Source organism: Acidovorax sp. KKS102 (genome assembly GCF_000302535.1).
Taxonomy (GTDB): domain Bacteria; phylum Pseudomonadota; class Gammaproteobacteria; order Burkholderiales; family Burkholderiaceae_C; genus Acidovorax.
In genome coordinates this window covers 5,114,959-5,137,126 of the sequence record NC_018708.1, presented here as the reverse complement: position 1 = coordinate 5,137,126, position 22,168 = coordinate 5,114,959, and the positions used below count along the sequence as shown (strand labels likewise).

At 65.8% G+C, this 22,168-nt stretch carries 18 protein-coding genes; 12 read left to right on the top strand and 6 right to left on the bottom strand.

What is annotated here, in order from left to right; all coding sequences use genetic code 11:
- Window positions 1–61: 61 nt before the first annotated feature.
- Both C380_RS23605 and C380_RS23600 read right to left on the bottom strand, forming a co-directional pair.
- Entirely contained in the window at window positions 62–691 is a 630-nt protein-coding gene (locus tag C380_RS23605; RefSeq protein WP_015016362.1) for a DJ-1/PfpI family protein, read from the bottom strand.
- 21 nt (window positions 692–712) lie between these two features.
- Window positions 713–2,074 (bottom strand): aspartate aminotransferase family protein, encoded by a 1,362-nt coding sequence (locus C380_RS23600; RefSeq protein ID WP_015016361.1) that lies wholly within the window; start codon window positions 2,072–2,074, stop codon window positions 713–715.
- Window positions 2,075–2,203: 129 nt separating this feature from the next.
- Between C380_RS23600 and C380_RS23595 the strand changes: the two genes are divergently transcribed.
- Both C380_RS23595 and C380_RS23590 read left to right on the top strand, forming a co-directional pair.
- Complete coding sequence (locus C380_RS23595) at window positions 2,204–3,184, top strand: LysR family transcriptional regulator (protein WP_083871641.1); 981 nt, start codon at window positions 2,204–2,206, stop codon at window positions 3,182–3,184.
- A 94-nt stretch (window positions 3,185–3,278) separates the two neighbouring features.
- On the top strand, window positions 3,279–3,584 hold the full coding sequence (locus C380_RS23590; protein ID WP_015016359.1) for a flagellar basal body protein: 306 nt from the start codon (window positions 3,279–3,281) through the stop codon (window positions 3,582–3,584).
- 233 nt (window positions 3,585–3,817) lie between these two features.
- On the opposite strand, the gene C380_RS23585 is transcribed toward C380_RS23590, so the two are convergent.
- A complete protein-coding gene (locus tag C380_RS23585) occupies window positions 3,818–4,090 on the bottom strand; it encodes a DUF2061 domain-containing protein (protein WP_015016358.1) in 273 nt (90 codons plus the stop codon).
- A gap of 282 nt (window positions 4,091–4,372) precedes the next feature.
- On the opposite strand from C380_RS23585, the gene C380_RS23580 reads away from it, so the two are divergent.
- The 7 genes from C380_RS23580 to C380_RS23550 all read left to right on the top strand — a co-directional run bounded on the left by C380_RS23580 (window position 4,373) and on the right by C380_RS23550 (window position 15,604).
- The gene (locus C380_RS23580; RefSeq protein ID WP_015016357.1) at window positions 4,373–5,422 is read left to right on the top strand and encodes an SPFH domain-containing protein; all 1,050 of its coding nucleotides are present in this window, start codon (window positions 4,373–4,375) and stop codon (window positions 5,420–5,422) included.
- Between the two features lie 114 nt (window positions 5,423–5,536).
- Complete coding sequence (locus tag C380_RS23575; protein ID WP_015016356.1) at window positions 5,537–7,051, top strand: DUF4178 domain-containing protein; 1,515 nt, start codon at window positions 5,537–5,539, stop codon at window positions 7,049–7,051.
- A gap of 73 nt (window positions 7,052–7,124) precedes the next feature.
- Window positions 7,125–7,343 carry a DUF350 domain-containing protein gene (locus C380_RS23570; RefSeq protein ID WP_015016355.1) on the top strand — a complete coding sequence of 73 codons (219 nt, stop codon included), beginning with the start codon at window positions 7,125–7,127 and terminating at the stop codon, window positions 7,341–7,343.
- A gap of 93 nt (window positions 7,344–7,436) precedes the next feature.
- On the top strand, window positions 7,437–9,011 hold the full coding sequence (locus C380_RS23565) for a polyamine aminopropyltransferase (RefSeq protein WP_015016354.1): 1,575 nt from the start codon (window positions 7,437–7,439) through the stop codon (window positions 9,009–9,011).
- Between the two features lie 121 nt (window positions 9,012–9,132).
- A complete protein-coding gene (locus C380_RS23560) occupies window positions 9,133–12,885 on the top strand; it encodes a PAS domain S-box protein (RefSeq protein WP_015016353.1) in 3,753 nt (1,250 codons plus the stop codon).
- Window positions 12,882–13,874 carry a two-component system response regulator gene (locus tag C380_RS23555; RefSeq protein ID WP_015016352.1) on the top strand — a complete coding sequence of 331 codons (993 nt, stop codon included), beginning with the start codon at window positions 12,882–12,884 and terminating at the stop codon, window positions 13,872–13,874. The genes C380_RS23560 and C380_RS23555 overlap by 4 nt, the downstream gene beginning before the upstream one ends.
- A gap of 11 nt (window positions 13,875–13,885) precedes the next feature.
- On the top strand, window positions 13,886–15,604 hold the full coding sequence (locus tag C380_RS23550; protein ID WP_015016351.1) for an NAD(P)-binding protein: 1,719 nt from the start codon (window positions 13,886–13,888) through the stop codon (window positions 15,602–15,604).
- Window positions 15,605–15,797: 193 nt separating this feature from the next.
- Here C380_RS23550 and C380_RS23545 read toward each other — a convergent pair whose 3' ends face one another.
- Window positions 15,798–16,049, bottom strand: coding sequence for a hypothetical protein (locus C380_RS23545; protein WP_015016350.1), 252 nt, complete (start codon window positions 16,047–16,049; stop codon window positions 15,798–15,800).
- Window positions 16,050–16,243: 194 nt separating this feature from the next.
- Between C380_RS23545 and C380_RS23540 the strand changes: the two genes are divergently transcribed.
- The 3 genes from C380_RS23540 to C380_RS23530 all read left to right on the top strand — a co-directional run bounded on the left by C380_RS23540 (window position 16,244) and on the right by C380_RS23530 (window position 18,957).
- A complete protein-coding gene (locus C380_RS23540) occupies window positions 16,244–17,599 on the top strand; it encodes an esterase-like activity of phytase family protein (RefSeq protein ID WP_015016349.1) in 1,356 nt (451 codons plus the stop codon).
- Window positions 17,600–17,677: 78 nt separating this feature from the next.
- Window positions 17,678–18,382 (top strand): riboflavin synthase, encoded by a 705-nt coding sequence (locus tag C380_RS23535; protein WP_015016348.1) that lies wholly within the window; start codon window positions 17,678–17,680, stop codon window positions 18,380–18,382.
- A 17-nt stretch (window positions 18,383–18,399) separates the two neighbouring features.
- Window positions 18,400–18,957, top strand: coding sequence for a GNAT family N-acetyltransferase (locus C380_RS23530; protein ID WP_015016347.1), 558 nt, complete (start codon window positions 18,400–18,402; stop codon window positions 18,955–18,957).
- 1,004 nt (window positions 18,958–19,961) lie between these two features.
- Here the strand turns inward: C380_RS23530 and C380_RS23525 are convergent.
- Window positions 19,962–21,119, bottom strand: coding sequence for an alpha-hydroxy acid oxidase (locus tag C380_RS23525; protein WP_015016346.1), 1,158 nt, complete (start codon window positions 21,117–21,119; stop codon window positions 19,962–19,964).
- Window positions 21,120–21,130: 11 nt separating this feature from the next.
- Complete coding sequence (locus tag C380_RS23520) at window positions 21,131–22,099, bottom strand: tripartite tricarboxylate transporter substrate binding protein (protein WP_015016345.1); 969 nt, start codon at window positions 22,097–22,099, stop codon at window positions 21,131–21,133.
- Window positions 22,100–22,168: the final 69 nt, after the last annotated feature.

Below are 22,168 nucleotides of genomic sequence, written 5' to 3'. Positions count from 1 at the left end.
AGGTAAAAAGTGCCGGAAGCGCTAGTGCGATATGCGCCACAAGCTATCAAATTAATAGTAACTAGGCTGCCGCGGCCTGGAGCTCCAAGACCGGCAGCACATGCGCCAGCGCGCGGTCGATGTATTCCTGTTTTTCGCCCACCGGGGCAAAGTAGTGCAGCACCTCGCGCGCGGCGTCCAGCCCCTTGAGGCGTGCCAGCAGCCACGCCACCAGGTACTGCGACGCCAGGCACCCACCCGCCGTGGCCACATTGCCACGGGCGGTGAAGGCGCGCGGCACCACGTCCACGCCCGACTCCACCACCCAGGGTTTGCTGGTCAGGTCCGTGCACGCGGGCGTGCCGCGGAGCAGGCCCAGGCGGCTGAGCAAAAAGGTGCCCGAGCACTGCGCCGCCAGCAATTGGCAGTCAGGGTTCAGCGCACGCAGCTGCTCCATCAGCGCCGGGGTGTTCGCCACCTCGCGCGTCTTCATGCCGCTGCCCACCAGCACCGCATCGGCCTGGGCCAACTGGCTCAGGTCTTCATGTGCGTCGATGGTGAGCCCGTTCATGGACGTGACGCGCGGCGTGGGGCTCGCAATGCGCACCTGCCAGTCCGCGTCGCCCAGCAGCGCGATGCGGCTGAGCATGCCAAACGCCACGAGCGAGTCGAGGTCGTTGAAGGCGTCGAAGGTGAGGATAGAGATGCGCATGGCTTGGCCGCGACTGTCGGCTTACGCTGTTTCGTGCAGCGCGTCGCCCAGGGCGCTGATCAGGCGGTCGATTTCGGCCTGGGTGCTGATGAAGGGCGGTGCCAGCTGGATGGTGTCGCCACCGTACCGTACGTAAAAGCCCTTCTTCCAGCAGTTCATCGCAATTTCATACGGGCGCTTGGCGGGCTCGCCGGGCACGGCAGCAATGGTGAAGCCGGCAGCCAGGCCAAAGTTGCGTATGTCGGCCACGTGCTTGGCGCCCTTGAGGCTGTGCACCGCGTTCTCAAAGTACGGGGCCAGCGCCTTGACGCGGCCGATCATGTCTTCCTTTTGCAGGATGTCGAGAGCCGCAATGCCCGCTGCGCAGGCCACCGGGTGGGCCGAGTAGGTGTAGCCGTGCGGGAATTCGAGCATGTACTCCGGCCCGCCTGCCGCCATGAACGTGTCGTAGATCTCTTTGGTGGCCACCACGCCGCCCAGCGGCTGCGCGCCGTTGGTGACCTGCTTGGCAAAGTTCAGGATGTCGGGCGTCACGCCAAAGGCTTCAGCACCCGTCCAGGCGCCGCTGCGGCCAAAACCGCTGATCACCTCGTCAAAAATCAGCAAGATGTTGTTTTGTGTGCAGATCTCGCGCAGGCGCTGCAGGTAGCCCACGGGCGGGATCACCACACCGGCCGAGCCGGAGAAGGGCTCGACGATGACGGCGGCGATGTTCGATGCATCGTGCAGCGCAATCACTTCCAGCAGGCGGTCGGCCAGCTCCTTGCCCGTGGGCGGCATGCCCTTGTGGAACGAGCCTGCGGGTGGCTGGGTGTGGGGCAGGTGGTCGGCCTCCACGCCCTGGCCAAACAGCTTGCGGTTGGCCACGATGCCGCCCACCGAGATGCCGCCAAAGTTCACGCCGTGGTAGCCCTTTTCGCGACCGATCAGGCGCGTCTTGGTGCCCTGGCCCTTGGCGCGCCAGTAGGCGCGGGCCATCTTCAGCGATGTGTCGGCCGACTCGGAGCCCGAGCCGGTGAAGAACACATAGTCCAGCCCTGCGGGTGTCAGCTCTTTGACGCGGTTGGCCAGCTCGAACGACAGCGGGTGGCCAAACTGGAAGGCGGGCGCGTAATCGAGCTTCATGGCCTGCTTGCCAATGGCCTCGGCGATCTCGCGGCGGCCATGGCCCAGGCCCGCGCACCACAGGCCCGAGAGGCCGTCAAAAATCTTGCGGCCTTCGGAGTCGGTGTAGTAGGCGCCGCTGCCCTCCACGATCATGCGCGGGTTGGCCTTGAACTGGCGGTTGGCCGTGTAGGGCATCCAGTGCGCGTCCAGCCACTCGGCGTCCATGCGGGGGCCTTCGGCACCAGCGGCGGGTTTTTCGATGTTGACGAAGCTCATGGGGTTCTCCAGTGCAAAGGCGGCGACAAAAAGCGGACAGCCCCAGCGGCCTGGGGCTTGACGTAGGGCATTGTTGCGCCGCCTGTTAATCTCTCAAATAATCCAATATCAATGTTTACTTGACGATTTATGCAAGTAAAAGACCCCGCTCCACCCCCACCCATCTCCGCGCCTGCCGGACCTGGAAAACACCGCGCCGTGCTGGGCCAGCTCAGCGACATGGACCTGCGCCTTTTGCAGGTCTTCAAGAGCGTGGTGGAGTGCGGCGGCATGTCGGCCGCCGAGCTGGAGCTGAACATCGGCACCAGCACTGTGAGCCGCCACATCAAGGACCTGGAAGCCCGCCTGGGCCTCACGCTGTGCCGCCGGGGGCGGGCGGGGTTTGCGCTGACGGCCGAGGGGCAGCGGGTGTACGACGAAACCCTGCGCCTGCTGGCCTCGGTGCGCAGCTTTCGCGACAGCGTGGACGACATCCATTCGCGCATGGGCGGGCAGCTGGCCGTGGCGGTGTTCGACAAGACCGCCAGCAACCCGGCCGCCCGCATTGGCGAGGCGATAGCCGCTTTCACCGCCCAGGCGCCCGATGTGCAGCTGCAGCTGCATGTGGGCTCCATCAACGCCATCGAGCGTGGCGTGATCGACGGCAGCTACCAGGTGGGCATCATCCCTGCGCACCGCAGCTCGCAAAGCCTGGCCTATGCCGACCTGTTTGGCGAGACCATGCTGCTGTATTGCGGTGCGGGCCACCCGCTGTTTGGGGCGTCATCGCCCCCGGCCGACTGGCACGCGGTGCGGGGCTACCAGTTTGCGGGGCTGGGCTACCACTCGCCCAACATGGAGCTGAGCCACCAGGCCCGGCTGCAGCGCGCGGCCACGGGTTTTGACCAGGAGTCCATTGCCACGCTGATCCTGTCGGGCCGCTTTCTGGGGTTCTTGCCCGATCACTATGCCGAGGCCTTCGAGCGCCAGGGCCGCATGCAGGCCGTGAATCCGTCGCTGTTCCACTACCACTGCCAATTTGTGAGCCTGATGCGCCGCTCGCCTGCGCCCGCCCGCGCGGCCCAGGCGTTTGCGCAATGCCTGGAAGACGCGCACCGCCCCGGTCGCTGACAGGGGCATTGCGGGGCTGCGGCTTGCCAGCGACTGCGGTGAGGCGGACAATTCGCCTTCTTTGCAACATTGTGTGACATCGGGAGCAGCGCCCATGGCCAGTATTTCCTCCATCGGCAGTTCAGGCCTTCAGGCCGCCCAGTTGCGGCTGGACGCGTCGGCCAACAACGTGGCCAACATGAACACCCCCGGCTACCGCCGCGAGGTGGTTGCACAAGAAGAAGTGGCCGAAAGCGCCGGTGTGCGCGCCACGGTGCAGCGCGAACAGGACGCCAAGGGCGTGGCGCTGGAACAGGAGGCGGTGGAGCAGATGTCGGCCACCTACGCGTTCAAGGCGAACTTGCAGACCATCAAGACGCAGGACGAGATGATGGGCTCCTTGCTGGATGTGAAGGCCTGAGCCCTGCCCATTCCGCGCCCGTTTGTATTCCCGCCCCATGCCCCGCTGGCCGGGGCATGTTCGTTTCTGGCGAAGGCACAGAGGACTGCCCGTTATCACGCTTATCGCTTATCAATTGGTATGCGCCAGCCCCGCCAGGCGCTGGACCAGCCAGCGTTGAAAGGCCAGGCCCGTGGCGGTGCGGCTGCGCAGTGGAATGGCGTACATAGCGGTGCTCCTTGTCGTGAGTTTGTTCAGACGCCCTGGATGGCTGGACTGCCACTGGGCGATGCCGTAGCGCTTTGGCGTGCAGCGCGCCGGCCCGCCCGGTCCCACGCCTTTTCATGGAAGAAGAAGGCCACCGCCTGCACCGTGGGCTCCAGCAGGCTCAGAGTGAGCGAGGCCCACAGGTTGCCGGTGACGGCATAGGCCACCAGGGCGGCCACGCAGATGTGGATCAGGTAGTAGCTGCCCGTTTTCATCAGCATGGTTTGGTTCTGGCGGGCAACGCGGCGGATGAGGGACATGGCGGACTCCTACTTCTTCGGTTCAACAGAGACTGCGGCAGTGCAGCAGGGATGGTTGAATGGTAGTGATTCGCAATATCAAAAGCCAATTGATCATCACTAAAGTGCAGATAGCCGCTATCCCATGGCGCTGTGCGAAGCGCCGCAGCGCCTATCCCAAACAGACTGGTTCTGCGCGTGAACTAGTTCACGTTCGAGGCCTGAAAAAAGCCGCTGCGACCAAAGCCCCCGTTGCTATGATGGCCGCTCTTTTCAACCCCCTCTTTTGCTTTGGGAGCACACATGGCCCTCATGGACTTCATCAAGAAACAGTTCATTGACATCATTCAGTGGACCGAAGAGGGGGACGGCACGCTGGCCTGGCGCTTCCCCATGCGCGACATGGAAATCCAGAACGGCGGCACGCTGGTGGTGCGCGAGTCGCAGATGGCCATCTTCGTGAACGAAGGCCAGGTGGCCGACGTGTTCGGCCCCGGCACCTACAAGCTCACCACGCAGACGCTGCCGGTGCTCACGTACCTCAAGAACTGGGACAAGCTCTTTGAGTCCCCCTTCAAGAGCGATGTGTACTTCTTCAGCACACGCCAGCAGATCGACCAGAAGTGGGGCACGCCCCAGCCCATCACGATCCGCGACAAGGACTTTGGCGCCGTGCGTCTGCGCGCTTTCGGCAACTACGCCTTCCGTATCGCCGACCCCAAGCTGTTCCACACCGAAATCTCGGGCACGCGCGAGTCCTACCCAGTGGCCGACCTCGAAGGCCAGTTGCGTGGCCTGGTGCTGCAGAACATCAGCAACGCCATCGCGGGCAGCGGCCTGCCGTTCCTGGATCTGGCGGCCAACCAGGTCATGTTTGCCGACGCGCTGACCAAGGAACTCGCGCCCATCTTTGCCAAGCTGGGTATCCTGATCGAATCCCTCACGGTGCAGAACGTCTCGCTGCCCGAAGAGCTGCAGAAGATCCTCGACCAGAAGATCGGCATGGGCATGGTCGGCAACGACATGGCCAAATTCATGCAGTACCAGACGGCGCAGGCCATCCCCAAGTTTGCCGAGGGCGCCAGCAACGGCGGTGGTGTGGCGGGTGACGCGATGGGCCTGGGCGCCGGTGTGGCGCTGGGGCAGGTGCTCGCGCAGAACCTGCAACAGGGCCTGCAAGGTGGCGGTGCAGCAGCCCAGGCAGCGCCTGCAGCAGCGGCCGCTGCGGTGGGTGTCAAGCCCGAAGACGTGATGGCCACGCTGGAGAAGCTGGGCGAGCTCAAGTCCAAGGGCATCCTCACGCAGGAAGAGTTCGACGCCAAGAAGGCCGAACTGCTCAAGAAGCTCGTCTGACCGATTGGCTCGATTGCTATCATAAAAATAGCTGCTTGCGCTGGAGGGATAGGCGCTAAAGGCCAAAAAGGCTTCAAAACCGCTTAGTGCGGCGCGGGCAGAACACTCCACACGATGGCCACCGACCCCACCCAGCGCTATTACCGCGCGCCCTGCCCCGGCTGTGGCGCGCCGGTGGAGTTCAAGAGCGCGCAGTCCACCCATGCCGTCTGCGGCTACTGCCAGAGCACCGTGGTGCGCAGTGGCGACGTGCTCACGCGCCTGGGCAAGATGGCCGAGCTGTTTGACGACCACAGCCCGCTGCAGCTCATGGCCAGCGGGCGCATCCAGCTCGATGGCAAGGACGTTCCCTTCACCCTCATCGGCCGCCTGCAGTACAAGGGCGATGCGGGCGTGTGGACGGAATGGGCGGCCTTTCTGAATGACGGAACGCTCGCCACGCTGGGCGAGGACAACGGTGCCTACGTCTTCACCCGGCCCATCGACCCCGGCCGCGAGATGCCTGCGCCCGAGCGCTTTCGCATCGGCACCACCACGGCCATCAACGGCAAGCCCTACAGCGTGGCCTACACCGGCCAGGCGCAGCTGATCTCGGCCCAGGGCGAGCTGCCCAAGCTGCCGCCGCTGGGCCAGCCCTTTGGCATGGTCGAGTTGCGCAGCGCCGACGGCGAAGTGGTCAGCATCGACTACGGCCACACCCCACCCAATGTAGAGCGCGGCAAGGCCGTGCTGCTCGAAGACCTGCAGTTGCAAGGTCTCAAGGACGAATCGGCCAAGGACGAAAAAGGCCGCCAGTTCAACTGCCCGCACTGCGGTGCACCGGTGCAGGTACAGCTGTCCACCTCCAAAAGCATCACCTGCGGGTCGTGCGCCAGCATCATCAGCCTCGATAGCGGCGTGGGCGGCGAACTGCGCTCGGCCGAGCAGGACGAACCCGTGCAGCCCCTCATCCCGCTGGGCAGCAAGGGGCAGCTGCAGGGCGTGCACTGGCAGGTGGTGGGCTTTCAGCACCGCATGGGCGTGGAGCCCGGCGACGACGAGCACTTTGGCTGGAGCGAATACCTGCTCTACAACCAGAAGCGCGGTTTTGCGTTCCTGGTCGATTCCGAAGAAGGCTGGAGCATGGTGCGCCCCACCACCGGTGCGCCGCAGATGGCGGCCACGGGCCGCTCCGCCACGTACATGGGCACCAAGTACGACCTCAAGTACACCTATGAGGCCGAGACCACCTATGTGCTGGGCGAGTTCTACTGGCAGGTCACGCGCGGGCAGAAAACCACCAACCGCGACTTTGCCAGCAGCAAAGGCCTGCTGTCGATGGAGCAGAGCCCGAACGAGATCACCTGGTCTGCGGGCGACAAGCTCTCCAGCGATACGGTGGCCAAGGCGTTCAAGCTGGACGACAAGAAAGATGTCCTGAAGCGCGACGACCCCGGTCCATTCGTGGCCAAATCCGGCCTGGGTTGCGGCACCATCATCATCATCGCGGTGGTGATCCTGATCCTGCTCATCCTGCTGAGCCGCTGCTCCAGCTGCGATCCCCGGGTCGAAAACTGTTCCTCGTCCTCCAGCTACCGCAGCTCGGGGGGCTCGTACGGCGGATATTCGTCCGGCGGCAGCCACAAGTAGTGCAGCGTCTGCGCTTGTCCACCGTCTACCCGCCACTGTCACTGACCACACGTTTCAAGGAGATCACACCATGATGGGATTCGAATGGCTCAAACCCGCGGCATTTCTCGGGTCCATCCTCTACGCCATCATTGGCGTCATCATCTTCTGGCTGGCCTTTGTCATCGTGGACAAGATCACGCCCTATGACCTGTGGCGCGAGATCGTTGAAAAGCAGAACCAGGCGCTGGGCCTGGTGGTGGCGGCGATGTGCCTGGGCATCAGCATCATCGTGGCGGCTGCCATCCATTGACGCATCGACGTATTAACGCATTGACGCGTTTTCGAGCCCCTACCGCCTGAATGAACGAAGCGGCGCACCCGGCAGGGTGCGCTGACCGCCGCCTTGTCGTCTCTCACCCCGCCTTCCACTGCGCCCGCGCCTGCGGTGCCGCCCCCAACCTCCGGCCCCCGCCCCATCGACATTGCGCTGCTCATCAGCGTGTTCGTGGTGGCTGCCTGCGGTCTGCTGTACGAGCTGGCGGCGGGGGCGCTGGCGTCCTATGTGCTGGGCGACTCGGTGCTGCAGTTCAGCACCATCATCGGCACCTACCTGTTTGCCATGGGCCTGGGATCGTGGTTGTCGCGCTATTTCGAGCGGCAGCTGCCCGCGCACTTCCTGCGCATCGAGCTGCTGGTGGCGCTGATCGGCGGCGCGCTGCCCGCCACGCTGTTCCTGGCCAATGCGTACGCGCCGGGCGCGTTCCGGTTTCTGCTGTACGGCATGGTGCTGGTGGTGGGCACGCTGGTGGGGCTGGAGATTCCGCTGGTCATGCGCATCCTCAAGCGCAACGTGGTGCTCAAGGACCTGGTCTCGCAGGTGCTCACGTTCGACTACCTGGGCGCGCTGGCGGTGTCGCTGGCGTTTCCGCTGCTGCTGGTGCCGCACCTGGGGCTCATCCGCACGGGCCTGCTGTTCGGGCTGATGAACGCCGCTGTGGCGCTGTGGGCGGTGTGGCTGTTCCGGCATGAGCTGCGGCGCCTCCAAGCCCACTTGTTCGCCTGCCTGATGGTGGTGGGCCTGTTGCTGGCGGGGCTGGCGGGGGCCGAGCAGATCACGAGTCTGGCCGAGGACAAGTTCTACCAGGACCGCATCATCTTCACCACGGCCACGCCCTACCAGCGCATCGTGGTCACGCAGGGCCGCTATGGCCACCGGCTGTACCTCAATGGCAACCTGCAGTTTTCCGAGTCCGACGAATACCGCTACCACGAGGCCCTGGTGCACCCCGCCATGGCCGCGCACGGCGCGCCCAAGCGGGTGGCGGTGTTGGGCGGCGGCGACGGCATGGCGGTGCGCGAGATCCTCAAGTACCCCTCGGTCGAGTCCGTCACCCTGGTCGAGCTGGACCCGGCCATGACGCGCATCTTCAGCGAGAACCCCACGCTGGCAAAGCTCAACGGCCACGCGCTGCAAAACCCCAAGGTGACCATCGTCAACACCGATGCGTTTGGGTGGCTGCAGCAGGGGACGGACCTTTTTGACGTCATCGTGGTGGACTTTCCCGACCCCACTAACTTCTCCATCGGCAAGCTCTACACCAACAGCTTTTATGCCTTGCTGGACAAGCGGCTGGCGGCCAGTGGCTACGCCGTGGTGCAGACCACCTCGCCGCTGGTGGCGCGCCAGAGCTTCTGGACGGTGGTGCAGACCATCGAATCCGTGGGCCTCTCGACAGCGCCGTACCACGCCCATGTGCCCAGCTTTGGCGAATGGGGCTACGTTATTGCCAGCCGCAGGCCCTGGCGCCTGCCCGATGCCTTGCCGCCGGGGCTGCGGTTTTTGAGCCCACCGTCGCTGCCGCTGCTGTTCGACTTTCCGCTCGATATGGCGCGGGTGCCGGCCGATGTGAACCGCCTGTCCAACCAGGCCCTGGTGCACAGCTACGAGCGCGAATGGGGCAAGGTGGTGGCGCATTGAGCCATCCGTGGTCCGTGCCCCACCAGCATTCGCCGAGCGATTTGCAGGGGTTCTGCCCGCTGCCACCCACTTCACAATCGGCTACAAAGCTGTCAAGACTTGATCGCCGTGGGCGCCCCTGATGCTGGACCTTTTTTTCCTTTCTGACGCACAGCCCTATCCGCTGCTGTGGGCGCAGCACGATCCCTGGCTGGTGGCGCTGTCGGTGGGCATGGCGGTGCTGGCCTCGGTGCTGGCGCTGCAGATGGCGGGCCTGGCCCGGCGCGCCGACACCCGGTGCATGCGCCAGATGGCGCGGGGGTCCGGGGCTATGGCGCTGGGCGGCGGCATCTGGTCCATGCACTTCATCGGCATGCTGGCCTTCACGGTGTGCGCGCGCGGCCAGTTTGATGCGTGGACCACTGTGCTGTCCCTGCTGCCCAGTGTGGGCGCGTCGTGGGTGGCGCTGGGCTTGCTGATGCGCCGCGAGATCAGCCGTACCGCCCTGGTGGTGGGCGGGGTGCTGGTGGGCGCCGGCATTGGTGCCATGCACTACATCGGCATGGCGGCGTCGCAGTGGGCGCCGGTCATGCGCTACGACCCCTGGGGGTTCGCCGCCTCGGTGCTGGTGGCAGTGCTGCTGGCCATCGTGGCCCTGTGGGTGCGGTTTGGGCTGGAGCGTGTGGTGCGCTGGCGTGCCCGTTGGCTCAATGCGGTGGCGGGCGTCGTCATGGGGCTGGCGATTGCCGGCATGCACTACACCGGCATGGCGGCCTTGCGTTTTACCGATGAACCCGACGAACTGGACCTGCTGGCTGCGGCGGGTGGCACGCCCCTGGCGCTGGCCGTCGCGGCGGTGGCGGTGGGCGTTGGCCTGCTGGTGATTGCCATTAATGCCGGCCTGCGCTACCGGCAGATGTTCCTGCAGATGCGCCAGAGCGAGTCCCGCCTGCGCGCCATTGCCGACACGGCCGTGGACGGCATGGTGATGATCGACGCGCAGGGCCGGGTGCAGTCCTTCAATGCGGCGGCCGAACGCATCCTGGGCTGGCGCCCCGAGGATGTGGTGGGCCAGAACGTGTCCATGCTCATGCCTGAGCCCGACCGCTCGCGCCACGACACCTATCTGCAGCGCTACCTGCAGGGCCAGGGCGGTGGCGTGGTCGGCGCCAACAGCCGCGAGGTGCTGGCCTTGCGCCCCGACGGCAATACCGTGCCCATTCGCATTGCCGTGGGACGCGTACCGCTGGATGGCGAACCGGTGTTTGTGGGGTTCATCAGCGACCTGACCCAGCGCCGCGCGATGGAGCAGGAGCTCAAGGCGAGCGAGCAGCGTTTGCGCTCGCTGATAGGGAACATTCCTGGTGTGACTTTTCGCTGTCGCTATGACGCCGACTGGACCATGCTCTTCATCAGTGATGCCGTGACAGCGCTGACGGGGTGGCTGCCGCAAGACTTCCTGCAAGGGCGTGTCAACTTCACACAGTTAACGCTGCCTGAAGAGGTGGACCGTCTTTGGAACGAGGTGTCGGCAGCCATTGAGGAGCACAGGCCTTATCACGTGGAGTTTGGCCTGCGTGACCGCGAGGGCCGCTTGCGCTGGGTGTCCGAAAGCGGGCGCCCCGTCGTGGGGGACGATGGCCAAGTGCAATGGATTGACGGGGTCATCATGGACATGACCGCCTTCAAGGAGCGCAACGCAGAGTTCGAAAGCACCGTGCGCGCCATCAACCGCGCGCTGGCGGTAGTGGAGTTCGACATGCAGGGCCGTGTGCTCCACGCCAATGACAACTTCCTCAGTCTGATGGGCTATGGCCTCCAGGAGATCGTGGGCCAGCACCACCGCATGTTCTGCGAGCCCGCCTACGCGCAGACCGAGGCGTATGCGCAGTTCTGGGACCAGCTCCGATCCGGTCAGCTGGACGGCGGCGAATACCTGCGCCTGGGCAAGGACGGGCGGCGCATCTGGATCCAGGCCACCTACAACCCCATTTTTGACGCGCAGGGCCAGCCCTTCAAGGTCGTCAAGTTTGCGACCGACCTCACCCAGCGCCGCACCATGGAGCAAGAGCTGCGCGCCGCCAAGGAGCGTGCCGAGCAGGCCGCTGCCGCGCGCAGCACCTTCCTGGCCAACATGAGCCACGAGATCCGCACGCCCATGAACGCCATCATCGGCTTTACCGAGGCCCTGCTCGACACCCCCATGGACGCGCAGCAGCGCCGCCACCTGGGCACCGTGCAGCATGCGGCGCGCTCCATGCTGCGCCTGCTCAACGACATCCTGGACACCGCCAAACTGGAAAAAGGCGCGGTGGAACTGGAGATTGCAGACTTCTCGCTGCAGGAGGTGTGCGACCAGATCCTCGCCTCGCTGCGCATCCATGCGGGCAAGAAGGGGCTCGCGCTGCAGTGCGTCACGGACGACCGGGTGCCGCCCTACCTGCGGGGCGATGCTCTGCGCCTGCAGCAGGTGCTGCTCAACCTGCTGGGCAACGCGCTCAAGTTCACCGAGCGCGGCCATGTGCTGCTGCGGCTGGACTACCACGACGGCACGCTGGTGATGGAGGTGGAGGACACCGGCATCGGCATTGCCGCGCAGCACCTGGAGCGCATCTTCGACCCCTTTGCACAGGCCGACGCGTCCACCACGCGGCAGTTCGGTGGCACCGGCCTGGGCACCACCATCTCGCGCCAGCTGGTCGAGCTGATGGGCGGCAGCATCAGTGTGCGCAGCACCCTGGGGGTGGGCACCACGTTCACGGTATGTGTGCCGCTGCCCGTGGGCCAGGCCCTGGCTGCCGTGGCCAACGTCAGTCAGGCCGTGCAGCTGCCGCCGCTGCGCATGCTGGTGGTGGACGATGTGCCGGCCAACATCGAGCTGCTGCAGATCCACCTGGACCGGGGGCGTCACCAGGTCACCGTGGCGCGGGACGGGGAAAGCGCGGTCGCCGCCTACGAGGCCGGGCGCTTTGACGTGGTGCTGATGGACCTGCAGATGCCCGGCATGGACGGCCTGGAGGCCACGCGCCGCATCCGCGCGTTCGAGCAGGCGCAACGGCGCAAGCCGGTGCCGGTGATCGCCCTGTCCGCCAGCGTGCTGGAGCAGGACCGGCGCAACGCCCGCGCTGCCGGTATGGACGGCTTTGCCAGCAAGCCGCTGGAGCCCGCCCGCCTGTTCCGCGAGATCGCCCGCGTGCTGCACCTGCAGCCTGATGCCTCCTCCTCGGGCTGGAGCAGCCTGCAGACCCTGGCGCGCGGCCCCGACTTGCCCCCGGGCCCCCAGGCTACCGTGCCTGCCGTGGACTGGGAACGCGGCACCCGCCTGTGGGGCCAGCGCGCCTTGCTGCGCGATGCCGTGGCGCGCCTGCTGGCCGACCACGCTGCCACCCCCGCCACCTTGCAGGCCATGGTGGTGCAGCCCGACATGGACGCGGCCCGCGCGCTGGCCCACCGCCTGCGTGGTGCGGCAGGCAACCTGGCGCTGGGCCCGCTGCAAACGCTGGCGCAGCGCATTGAGGAGGCGGCCCACAGCCTGGACCGCACGGCGCTGCAGCCGCTGGTGGCTGCCTTGCCCGCCGCGTTGCAGGCCGTGCAGCAGGCCCTGGCCCACGAGGCCGAGGCCGCCGCAGCACCCGCCCCCGGCGTGGGCCAGCACGCGCCGCTGACCGCCGACCAGCGCCAGCAGGCCCGGGCCGCCGCGCACGCGCTGCAGCAGGCCCTGGCCCAGTCCGAGCTGGCCCAGCCGCCGCTGGACGTGCTGGTGCAGCTATTGCCCGCCGACGCCACCGAGCGCCTGCAAGAGGCCATTGACCGCTTTGACTTTGACCAGGCCGTGGTGGAGCTGCAGCAGCTGCGCACGCACTGGCTGGACGAACCCCTGGAGAGCCCCGCATGACCCTGGCCCCCGAACAGCGGCCCCGCCTGTTGCTGGTGGACGATGAGCCCACCAACTTGCAAGTGCTGCGCCACATCTTGCAGGCCGACTACCGCCTGCTGTTTGCCACCGACGGCGAACGCGCGCTGCAGGTGGCGCGCGAGCAGCGGCCCGACCTGGTGCTGCTCGACATCATGATGCCCAACCTGGATGGCTACGCCGTCTGCCGCGCGCTCAAGGCCGATGCCGCCACGGCCTCCATCCCGGTGATTTTCATCACCGCCCTCACCGACAGCCAGGACGAAACCGCCGGGTTTGACGCAGGCGCGGTGGACTACATCACCAAGCCTGTCAGCCCGCCCGTGGTGCGCGCGCGGGTGCGCACCCACCTGTCGCTGGTGCGCATGGACGAACTGCGCGAAACCCGCCTGCAGATCGTGCAGCGCCTGGGCCGCGCGGCCGAATACAAGGACAACGAAACCGGCATGCATGTGATCCGCATGAGCCACTTTGCCCAGCTGCTGGCGCTGGCCGCAGGCCACAGCCCGGCCTGGGCCGAAGACCTGCTCAACGCCGCGCCCATGCACGACGTGGGCAAGATCGGCATCCCCGACGCCGTGCTGCGCAAGCCCGGCCCGCTGGACGCCGCCGAGTGGGACACCATGCGCCGCCACCCCGAGATCGGCGCCGAGATCATCGGCGAGCACCCGTCCGGCGTGCTGCAGCTGGCCCGTGAGATTGCGCTTGCCCACCACGAAAAGTGGGACGGCAGCGGCTACCCGCGCGGCCTGGCGGGCGAGGCCATTCCGGTGTCGGCGCGCATCGTGGCGGTGGCCGATGTGTTCGATGCGCTCACCACCCGCCGCCCCTACAAGGAACCCTGGCCCGTGCAGGATGCGCTGGACCACATTGCAGCGCAGGCCGGCAAACACTTCGACCCCGCCCTGGTGGCGCTGTTTGCCCCGCTGGTGCCGCAGCTGCTTGAGATCCGCGCCCGCTGGGCCGATTGAGGCGTGACCGCATGACCCCCTGGACCCTGCAGCGTCGCCAGTTTGTGGCGGGCGCCGCCGCCCTGGCCACGGCCGCGCTGGGTGGGTGCGACCGCGCCGCGCCGCCGCTGGAAGGCGGCTTCACCGGCATCGACATGGCGCGCGGCCACCAGCTGCGCGAGTGGCTGGCACGGGGCACCTGGCCCGAGCCCGCCGTGGTGCGGCGCGCGCAGGTCATCATTGCCGGTGGTGGCGTAGCGGGGCTGGCCGCCGCGCGCGCGCTGCGCCTGGCGGGCGTGCAGGACTTTGCGCTGCTGGAGCTGGAAGACACCGCAGGCGGCAACAGCCGGGGCACCGCCGTCAACGGCATGGCCTGCCCGCAGGGCGCGCACTACCTGCCCGTGCCCGGCGACGATGCGCGCGAGGTGCAGGACCTGCTGGAGGAGTTGGGCCTGCGCCAGCGCGTGGCCGGGCACTGGCAGTACGACGAACGCCACCTGTGCCACAGCCCGCAGGAGCGCCTGTACTTCGATGGCGAGTGGCAGGACGGCCTGCTGCCCGTGCAGGGCGTGGGCGAGGCCACGCTGGCGCAGTACCGCCGCTTTGCCCGGGCCGTGGACGCGCAGGCCCGCGCCGCCCGGTTTGCCATGCCCGCACTTAAGCTGTGGACCGCCCGGCGCCCACTGGCGCCCAGCCAGCAGGCGCTGGACGCGATGACGTTTGCCGCCTGGCTGGCGCAGGAAGGGCTGGACGATGCCCACCTGCGCTGGTACCTGGACTACTGCTGCCGCGACGACTACGGCGCCGGGGCCGACCGCGTCTCGGCCTGGGCGGGCATCCACTACTTTGCCAGCCGCCATGGCTTTCATGCGCCCGGCGAGGCCGTGGACGAAGCCCGCGAAAGCGTGTTGACCTGGCCCGAGGGCAATGGCTGGATCACCCGGCGCCTGGCCGAGCCGCTGGCCAACACGTCCCACGGCGGCGGCCAGCTGCGCACCGGCACCAGCGTGCTGCGCATCACCGAAGGCCGCCACGGCGTGGAGGTGGATGCGTTCAACCACGCCACCGACAGCGTGGAACGCTGGCAGGCGCCACGCTGCATCGTGGCGCTGCCCGTCTTCGTGGCGGCGCGCGTGGTGCAGAACCCGCCCGCCTTCCTCACCGGGGCGGCCCAGCGCCTGTCCTGGGCGCCCTGGCTGGTGGCCAACATCCACATCCACAGCCCGCTCACCGACCGCCCGGGCGCCGCGCCGGCCTGGGACAACGTCCTGTACGCCGACCCTACGGCGGGGGGCCTGGGCTATGTGAACGCCGGCCACCAGCGCCTGGACACCCGCGCCACGCTGGCCGGCCCCACCGTGCTCACCTACTACCAGGCGCTGGGCGACCGGGCGGACGGCCGTCAGCAACTGGCCACCCAGCCCTGGCAGCACTGGGCCGACGCCGCCCTGGCCGCCCTGGCCGTGCCGCACCCCGACCTGCGCCAGCGCGCCACGCGCGTGGACATCACCCGCTACGGGCACGCAATGTCCATCCCCACACCGGGTTTGCAGCAGTTTTTGAGCCAAATCGGCCTGGAGCGGAGGTCTTTCATGCCCAAGGTGCTATCAAATGGTGAGCGCACCGCCTGGTTGCCCACGCCCACCACCGCACGGCTGGCGTTTGCGCATGCCGACTGGTCGGGGTATTCGGTGTTTGAAGAAGCCTTCACGCGCGGGCATGGCGCGGGGCTGGTGGCCGCCGCCGGTTGATGCCTGCGGCGATTCGTCCGGGCGGCCCCTGGGGATCTTCTGCACGAATCGAGCGGTAAGTGGGCACTGCGGATCGGGATGGGCTGCAAGGCGCAAAACGCAGCAATAGCCGAAGCTATTGCGAGTATTTGCAACGCCGCAGACCGCCCGAGGCCGCAGATGCACACGGCGCGGTGATTCGTGCAGAGGGTCCCTAGCCGCGCTGTCCGTCCCACCACATCCCCAGGCACAGCGCGACGCCCACGGCATACAGCAGCCAGGTGGCCGAGACGACATAGGGATAGAACATCAACGCCACGCCCCACCAGCGGGTGCGCGGCTGATGCGCACGCTTGCCGTGCCAGTAGGCCGCCATGCCGATCAGGCCAAACAGAATGGCCCCCACGATGTAGGCCGGGCTGGGCAGCTCCAGGCCGAGGGATTGCAGTGCAGAGAGGGTTTCCATGGCGGGGGCGCAGGCTGTGCGGGTGGGGTGAGGCCGGTGTGATTCCTGCCAGCGGAAAAAGGTCCCTGGCACGGTTCCTGGTGTGTGCCCGATTCGGCGTTGCCTGGTGGGGGGCGTTGGAGAACCGCTTTTCATGGCGGTGTCACAGGGCGGCGGCATCGTTCACGGTTTTGGCTCTCTTCCCCTTGACCACCATGTCCCGACTGTCCCCAATTGCCGCCTGCGCAGCGCTGCTGTGCGCTGCCGCCACCCCCGCCATCGCCCAGCAGGCCTACCCCGCCACCCTGGCCGGTCACGCCGTGCTGCCCGCCCTCACCGTGGTTGCCGCACCCAAGGACGCGCCGCAAGACCTGCAGGTGGCCGGCAAGTTCACCACCCCCCGCCGTGTGGACGCCGTGGGCAGCGTGATGGGCCAGTCGGGCGGCCGCGACACGGGTGTGTCGTTGCCGTTTCAGGGCCAGCCCCTCCAGGGCCACTCGGGCATCAAGCGCATGGCCGACGGATCGTTCTGGATCCTCACCGACAACGGCGCGGGCTCCAAGGCCAACTCGCCCGACTTCATGCTGCACCTGAGCCACTACACCGTGGACTTCAAGTCGGGCCAGTTCAACCGTCTCAAGACCCTCTTCCTGCACGACCCCGACAAGAAGATCCCCTTCCGCATCACCCACGAAGGCACCGACAAGCGCTACCTGACCGGCGCCGACTTCGACCCCGAGAGCTTCCAGTTCGCCGGTGGCGCGCTGTGGATCGGCGAAGAGTTTGGCCCCTTCCTCATCAAGGCCGATCTGAACGGCAAGGTGCTGGCCGTGTTCGAAACGCAGGTGGACGGCCAGGTCGTGCGCTCGCCCGACGCCCCCGGAGTGTTGATGCCCGGCGCACCCGACGCCAAGCCCACGCCGTTCGAGGTCAAGCGCTCCAAGGGCTACGAAGGCATGGCCTCCAGCAAGGACGGCAGCAAGCTCTATGCGCTGCTCGAAGGCGCGCTGTGGAACGACGGCGCCAAGGCGTACGAAAACGTGGGCGGCAAGCAGTACCTGCGGGTGCTCGAATTTGATGTGAAGACCGAGCAATGGACCGGCCGCCACTGGAAGTACGTGCTGGAAGCCAACCACCACGCCATTGGCGACTTCAACATGATCGATGCCACCACGGGCCTCATCATCGAGCGCGACAATGGTGAAGGCACGGCCGACAAGGCCTGCCCTGAAGGCCAGAAGCGCACGGACTGCTTCCACGACCTCGCCAAGTTCAAGCGCGTCTACAAGGTCGAGCTGAGCGACGCCAACGTGGGCGGCGAAATCCGCAAGGTGGGCTACATCGACCTCATGAACATCCAGGACCCGCAGCGCCTGGCCCGTAAGCCGCTGAACAACGGCGTGTTGACCTTCCCGTTCTTCACCATCGAAAACGTGGACATCGTGGACGGCACGCACATCGTGGTGGGCAACGACAACAATCTGCCTTTCAGCAGCAGCCGCGACCCGAACAAGGCGGATGACAACGAGCTGGTGTTGTTGGAGGTCGGGGAACTCTTGCGCGCCAAGTAACCCGGCGCCAGCGCGCGGTGGGGGCCGGGTGGCAAAATTCCCGGTTCCCGTTCCAACGTACCCGGAAGCCGCGCCACCATGTTCACAGGCATCGTCCAAGCCACGGCAGGCATTGCCGCCATTCACGACCGCGCAGGGCTGCGCACGTTCACACTCGATTTCCCCGAGGGCTTCTGCCAGGACCTTGCCATTGGCGCCAGCGTGGCCACCGATGGCGTGTGTCTCACGGTCACCGAGATCCTGTCGCCCACGCAGGCCAACTTCGACGTGATGCTGCAGAGCCTGAACATCACCACGCTGGGCAGCTACGCGCAGGGCGACCGTGTGAACGTGGAGCGCGCTGCCAAGGACGGCGCCGAGATCGGCGGCCACCCGCTGTCGGGGCATGTGGACTTCACTGGCACGCTCATCGAGCGGCGCGAGTTCGACAACAACCTGGTGTGGCGCGTGGCCGTGCCCGAGGCGTTCCGCCGCTACATCTTTGCCAAGGGCTACATCGCCATCCACGGCGCCAGCCTCACGGTGGCCGAGGTGAACCGGCAAGAGGGCTGGTTCGAGATCTGGATGATCCCCGAGACCCGCCGCGCCACGGTGTTTGAGCACAAGAAGGTGGGCGACCGCCTGAACATCGAGATCGAGCGCAGCACGCAGGTGGTGGTGGACACCGTCCGCGAGGCCGTGCAGGAGAGCCTGGGCCGCCTTCAGCCCTTGCTGGAGGCGTTGTTGAAGGAAAAGGGCCTGTCGCTCGACGACTTTGTGCAGGCGCCCGTGCTGCCGCACTGACCCAGCGAAGCTCTCCCATGTCCGTGGTGGTGCGCCCGCTGGCGCTGAGCGATCTGGCCGACCTGCTGGCCGTGCAACTGGCCTGTTATGGCGAAGGGTTTGTGGAGAGCGGCGAGGTGTTTGCCCGCCGTCTCGCCAGCCCCGCCAATTGCTCGCTGGTGCTGGTGCAAGGCGGCGCGGTGTGTGCCTACCTGGCGGCTTACCGCAGCGTGCGTGGCAAGGTCACCCCGCTGCACGGCGACTTTGAAGCCGCTGCTGAGCCCGACACGCTGTACCTGCACGACATGGCTGTGTCGCCAGCGTGCGCGGGCCAAGGACTGGCCCGCACGCTGCTGCAACCGCTGTGGGCCCAGGCTGCTGCCGAAGGGCTGCGACACACGGCCCTGGTGTCGGTGCAGGGTACGCAGCCGTACTGGCAGCGCCACGGGTATGCACTGCAGGTACTGCACGATGCGGAGCAGCGCGCACGAGTTGCCAGCTACGGCGATGGTGCGGTGTACATGGCGCGTGCGCTGTGGGAAAGCGGATGGCCTGCTGGTTGCGACAAACAGAGAGTGGCCATGACGAGGCAATAAGACTGGCTTATCCTGGCCTTGCACACCGCATGCAGAGATTGATGCGGTCTCCTTTGCCACGAAACAAACGGCCATTGATCGCATTGAATGGCGATGGACGCTCAGCATGCCGTGAGCGTTTTGGGATTGCCCCTGAGCTCGGGCACTTCTCGCTTCACATTGGTGTCCTGGCAGGAGACCGGCTAACGGAGGCACAGGCCAACCGCTTTGCGATTACTGTTGTTGCCAAGGACCACCCTCCCGACTGAAAGTCGAGTATCCACACGAGGCCATCGCCTCAACTGGCAGGGCCTTTCAGGGCCTCAGCTCCGGGGGGCCGTCTCAAAGGCCACCATCTTTTTTAGAGGGCGTCAGCTTGGACTCCTTTCAGCAGACCAAGCTCGGACAGGTTATGTGGGACTCAATCGGCATGGTGAGGCACCGAGGGAGGCGGAAGTCCATCTGATTCCGAACGAAAAGCCGGAAGTGCTTGCAGAAGGACTGAAGGTTATGAGGGAGCATTTCAGCGTCCCTCAGTCTGCCGTTGCTATAGAGATGCGGGCGCAGCCACGGCTTCTTCAGGCGCTCATTTGAGCAACGCCAGTGAGCCCACCGCGAACGTTGTCAGCATGCTCAAACCGCCAATACGCAGAGTTGGTGCACCCTGAGTCCCGTCGCCGAGCATTCTGTAGTGCCTGACAGGCACATCCTTGGCCAGTTTCTAACGATCTACTCCCACTTTCACGGAACCGTGCCCGAGCCGGCAGCACCGGCAAGCTCGTTCGCGCTGAAGCCGCGCTCGTGCATCTCGTGAACCAATTTCCAGTCATTCATACAAATGCCCCGTGATGCTATCGACTCGCGGGCAGGCGTCGCGATACCGCGCCCCGCTTGGCGCCGTCGGAACTGCTAATGTGCCGATCCCACAAGTTTTCGTAGTCTGCAGACCTTGAGGAAGGCGGACTGCCGGGTCGATGCAGGTCCGTGTCGACTGTGTCCACCGGCCGTGCGAAATGGGCCACCCATCAGGCAGTCGAGCCACCTTTGGGTGCCGAACTCTCAGAGTTTTCCGGTCTTAGCTTATCAACGCGACATGCACCGAGGAGGATCATGGTGCGCACAAAATCTTCACGCAACGTGCGCAGCCAAGTCTCGACACCGTGCTGGCCCGAAGCAGCAAGCGCGTAGAGGACCGGCCGTCCGACCAGGACCGCTTTCGCGCCGAGGGCCAATGCTTTCGCTACGTCCGTACCGCGTCGGATGCCGCTGTCCATCAGAACGGGGATGCTCTTCCCAACAGCACTAACCACGGATGGCAAGGCAGAGATCGCCGAAGGTGAGGCATCCAGCTGCCGCCCGCCGTGGTTAGAGACTATGAGCCCATCAATGCCGTGGTCGAGCGCTCTGCGGGCATCCTCAGCGTGCAGGATTCCCTTGAGCAGCAGCGGCCCCTTCCACAACTCTCGCAGCCATGCAAGCTGTTCCCAGGCCAACGTGCGGTCCATGGCACGTGCCAACAGTGCTGCCTGCAAGGCCGGTGAAATGGCCTCGCCATCGTCAGGCCGCAGATTGGCGAACTCCGGTGCGCCATGGCTTACCATCCCGAGCGCCCAGCCAGGATGCCGAGCAATGTCGAGGGCGAGCCGTGCTGATGGCTTAAAAGGCAGACGAAAGCCGTTGCGCAGATCGAGTTCCCGATTGCCGCTCACCGGCACATCCACCGTAAGCACCAAGGCTTCATATCCGGCAGTCTGTGCACGCCTGACGACGCGTTCAGCCATCTCCCTGTGCATCACATACAGCTGCATCCATTGCGCGCTGTCCGGAGCCGTCGCCCGCACCTCTTCCAGACGCGTGTTCGACGCCGTTGACAAGGCAAACCCGATCCCGGCTCCTGCGGCAGCTCGCGCGATGGCGCGGTCGCCGTCAGGCCGGATCAGCCCATTCAACCCAGTCGGCGCGACGCCGACCGGCATGGTCCACCGACGGCCGAACAGCTCGACGCCAGTGTCGAGCATACTGGTATCGCGCAAAACCCGAGGCTGCAGGATGCAAGCGTCGAGGTCTGCACGATTGCGCTTCAGACACAGCCCGTCGTCTGCCGCGCCATCGATGTAGTCGAACACGAATCGCGGCAGACGGCGCTGGGCGGCGGCTCGCCAATCACCTACATTGAGCAACATGCGCGCGATGGTCAGTCGAGCTTGACGTTGGCCGACTTGATGACCGCACCCCATCGGGCGCGTTCGGCCTTCACGTAGGTGTTCATCTGTTCCGGCGTGCCGGGCATGGCTTCAATGGCCAGCGCTTGCATGCGGGTCTTGACAGGCTCTGAAGCCAGCGCGCTCTGCAGCGCCGCAGTCAACGCCGTAATCTGCTCTTTCGACGCACCTGCAGGAACGACCAACCCTTGCCACGCAAACGCCTCGAAATCAGGTAAGCCCTGCTCAGCCAACGTAGGCATGTCAGGCAACACCTTCACCCGGCTGGTGCTGGCCACGCCAAGGGCCCGCAAGCGACCTCCCTGCAAGTGAGGGACGACGCTTGCACTGTCCATCAAGGCCATTTCAACCTGTCCGCCCATGATGTCTTGTACAGCCAGCGCCCCACCACGGTACGGTACGTGCTGAAGGTTCAAGCCTGTTCTTTCACGGTAAAGCTCGCCTGCCAAATGCTGCGGGCTACCGATACCGGCCGAAGCGAAACTGATGGGTGTCTTGCTGGCCTTTGCCCAAGCAACAAACTCTTTGTAGTTGGTCACGGGCACCTGCGGACCGACCACCAGCACCAGAGGAAACCGTCCGAGCAGTCCGACCGACTTGAAGTCCTTGTCAGGATCAAACGGCAACTTGGCGAAAAGCCAGGGGTTGGCCGCCAGCGTTGCAAAGTCGGCTGTGAAGAGCATGTTGTCATGCGCTTTCGACTTGGCAACGTAGTCGGCCGCAATATTGGTGGCCCCGCCCGGCTTGTTGTTGATGATGATGTTGCGGCCCATGGTCTTACCCATCTGTTCTGCGACGGTGCGGGCCAATGCGTCGGAACCGCCTCCTGCTGCGTAGCCGACCACCCATTCGGTGGTACGGCTGTCCTGCGCGAAGGAGCACAGCGGCGCTGCGAGCACGAGTGCTGCAACAGCGCGACGGGTCAGTTGAAATGCGATCATTTTTGATGTCTCCTGGGGTGCATTGAAAAAATCGATTGAAAGGAAGGCAGCTTCAAGTCCTTGAGAGTC

Coding starts and splice junctions, on each gene's coding strand:
- C380_RS23550 (WP_015016351.1), top strand. CDS start 13,886: ATGACCCCCTGGACCCTGCAGCGTCGCCAGTTTGTGGCGGGCGCCGCC.
- C380_RS23535 (WP_015016348.1), top strand. CDS start 17,678: ATGTTCACAGGCATCGTCCAAGCCACGGCAGGCATTGCCGCCATTCAC.
- C380_RS23580 (WP_015016357.1), top strand. CDS start 4,373: ATGGCCCTCATGGACTTCATCAAGAAACAGTTCATTGACATCATTCAG.
- C380_RS23590 (WP_015016359.1), top strand. CDS start 3,279: ATGGCCAGTATTTCCTCCATCGGCAGTTCAGGCCTTCAGGCCGCCCAG.
- C380_RS23560 (WP_015016353.1), top strand. CDS start 9,133: ATGCTGGACCTTTTTTTCCTTTCTGACGCACAGCCCTATCCGCTGCTG.
- C380_RS23570 (WP_015016355.1), top strand. CDS start 7,125: ATGGGATTCGAATGGCTCAAACCCGCGGCATTTCTCGGGTCCATCCTC.
- C380_RS23530 (WP_015016347.1), top strand. CDS start 18,400: ATGTCCGTGGTGGTGCGCCCGCTGGCGCTGAGCGATCTGGCCGACCTG.
- C380_RS23520 (WP_015016345.1), bottom strand. CDS start 22,099: ATGATCGCATTTCAACTGACCCGTCGCGCTGTTGCAGCACTCGTGCTC.
- C380_RS23605 (WP_015016362.1), bottom strand. CDS start 691: ATGCGCATCTCTATCCTCACCTTCGACGCCTTCAACGACCTCGACTCG.
- C380_RS23540 (WP_015016349.1), top strand. CDS start 16,244: ATGTCCCGACTGTCCCCAATTGCCGCCTGCGCAGCGCTGCTGTGCGCT.
- C380_RS23600 (WP_015016361.1), bottom strand. CDS start 2,074: ATGAGCTTCGTCAACATCGAAAAACCCGCCGCTGGTGCCGAAGGCCCC.
- C380_RS23545 (WP_015016350.1), bottom strand. CDS start 16,049: ATGGAAACCCTCTCTGCACTGCAATCCCTCGGCCTGGAGCTGCCCAGC.
- C380_RS23595 (WP_083871641.1), top strand. CDS start 2,204: ATGCAAGTAAAAGACCCCGCTCCACCCCCACCCATCTCCGCGCCTGCC.
- C380_RS23585 (WP_015016358.1), bottom strand. CDS start 4,090: ATGTCCCTCATCCGCCGCGTTGCCCGCCAGAACCAAACCATGCTGATG.
- C380_RS23525 (WP_015016346.1), bottom strand. CDS start 21,119: ATGTTGCTCAATGTAGGTGATTGGCGAGCCGCCGCCCAGCGCCGTCTG.
- C380_RS23555 (WP_015016352.1), top strand. CDS start 12,882: ATGACCCTGGCCCCCGAACAGCGGCCCCGCCTGTTGCTGGTGGACGAT.
- C380_RS23575 (WP_015016356.1), top strand. CDS start 5,537: ATGGCCACCGACCCCACCCAGCGCTATTACCGCGCGCCCTGCCCCGGC.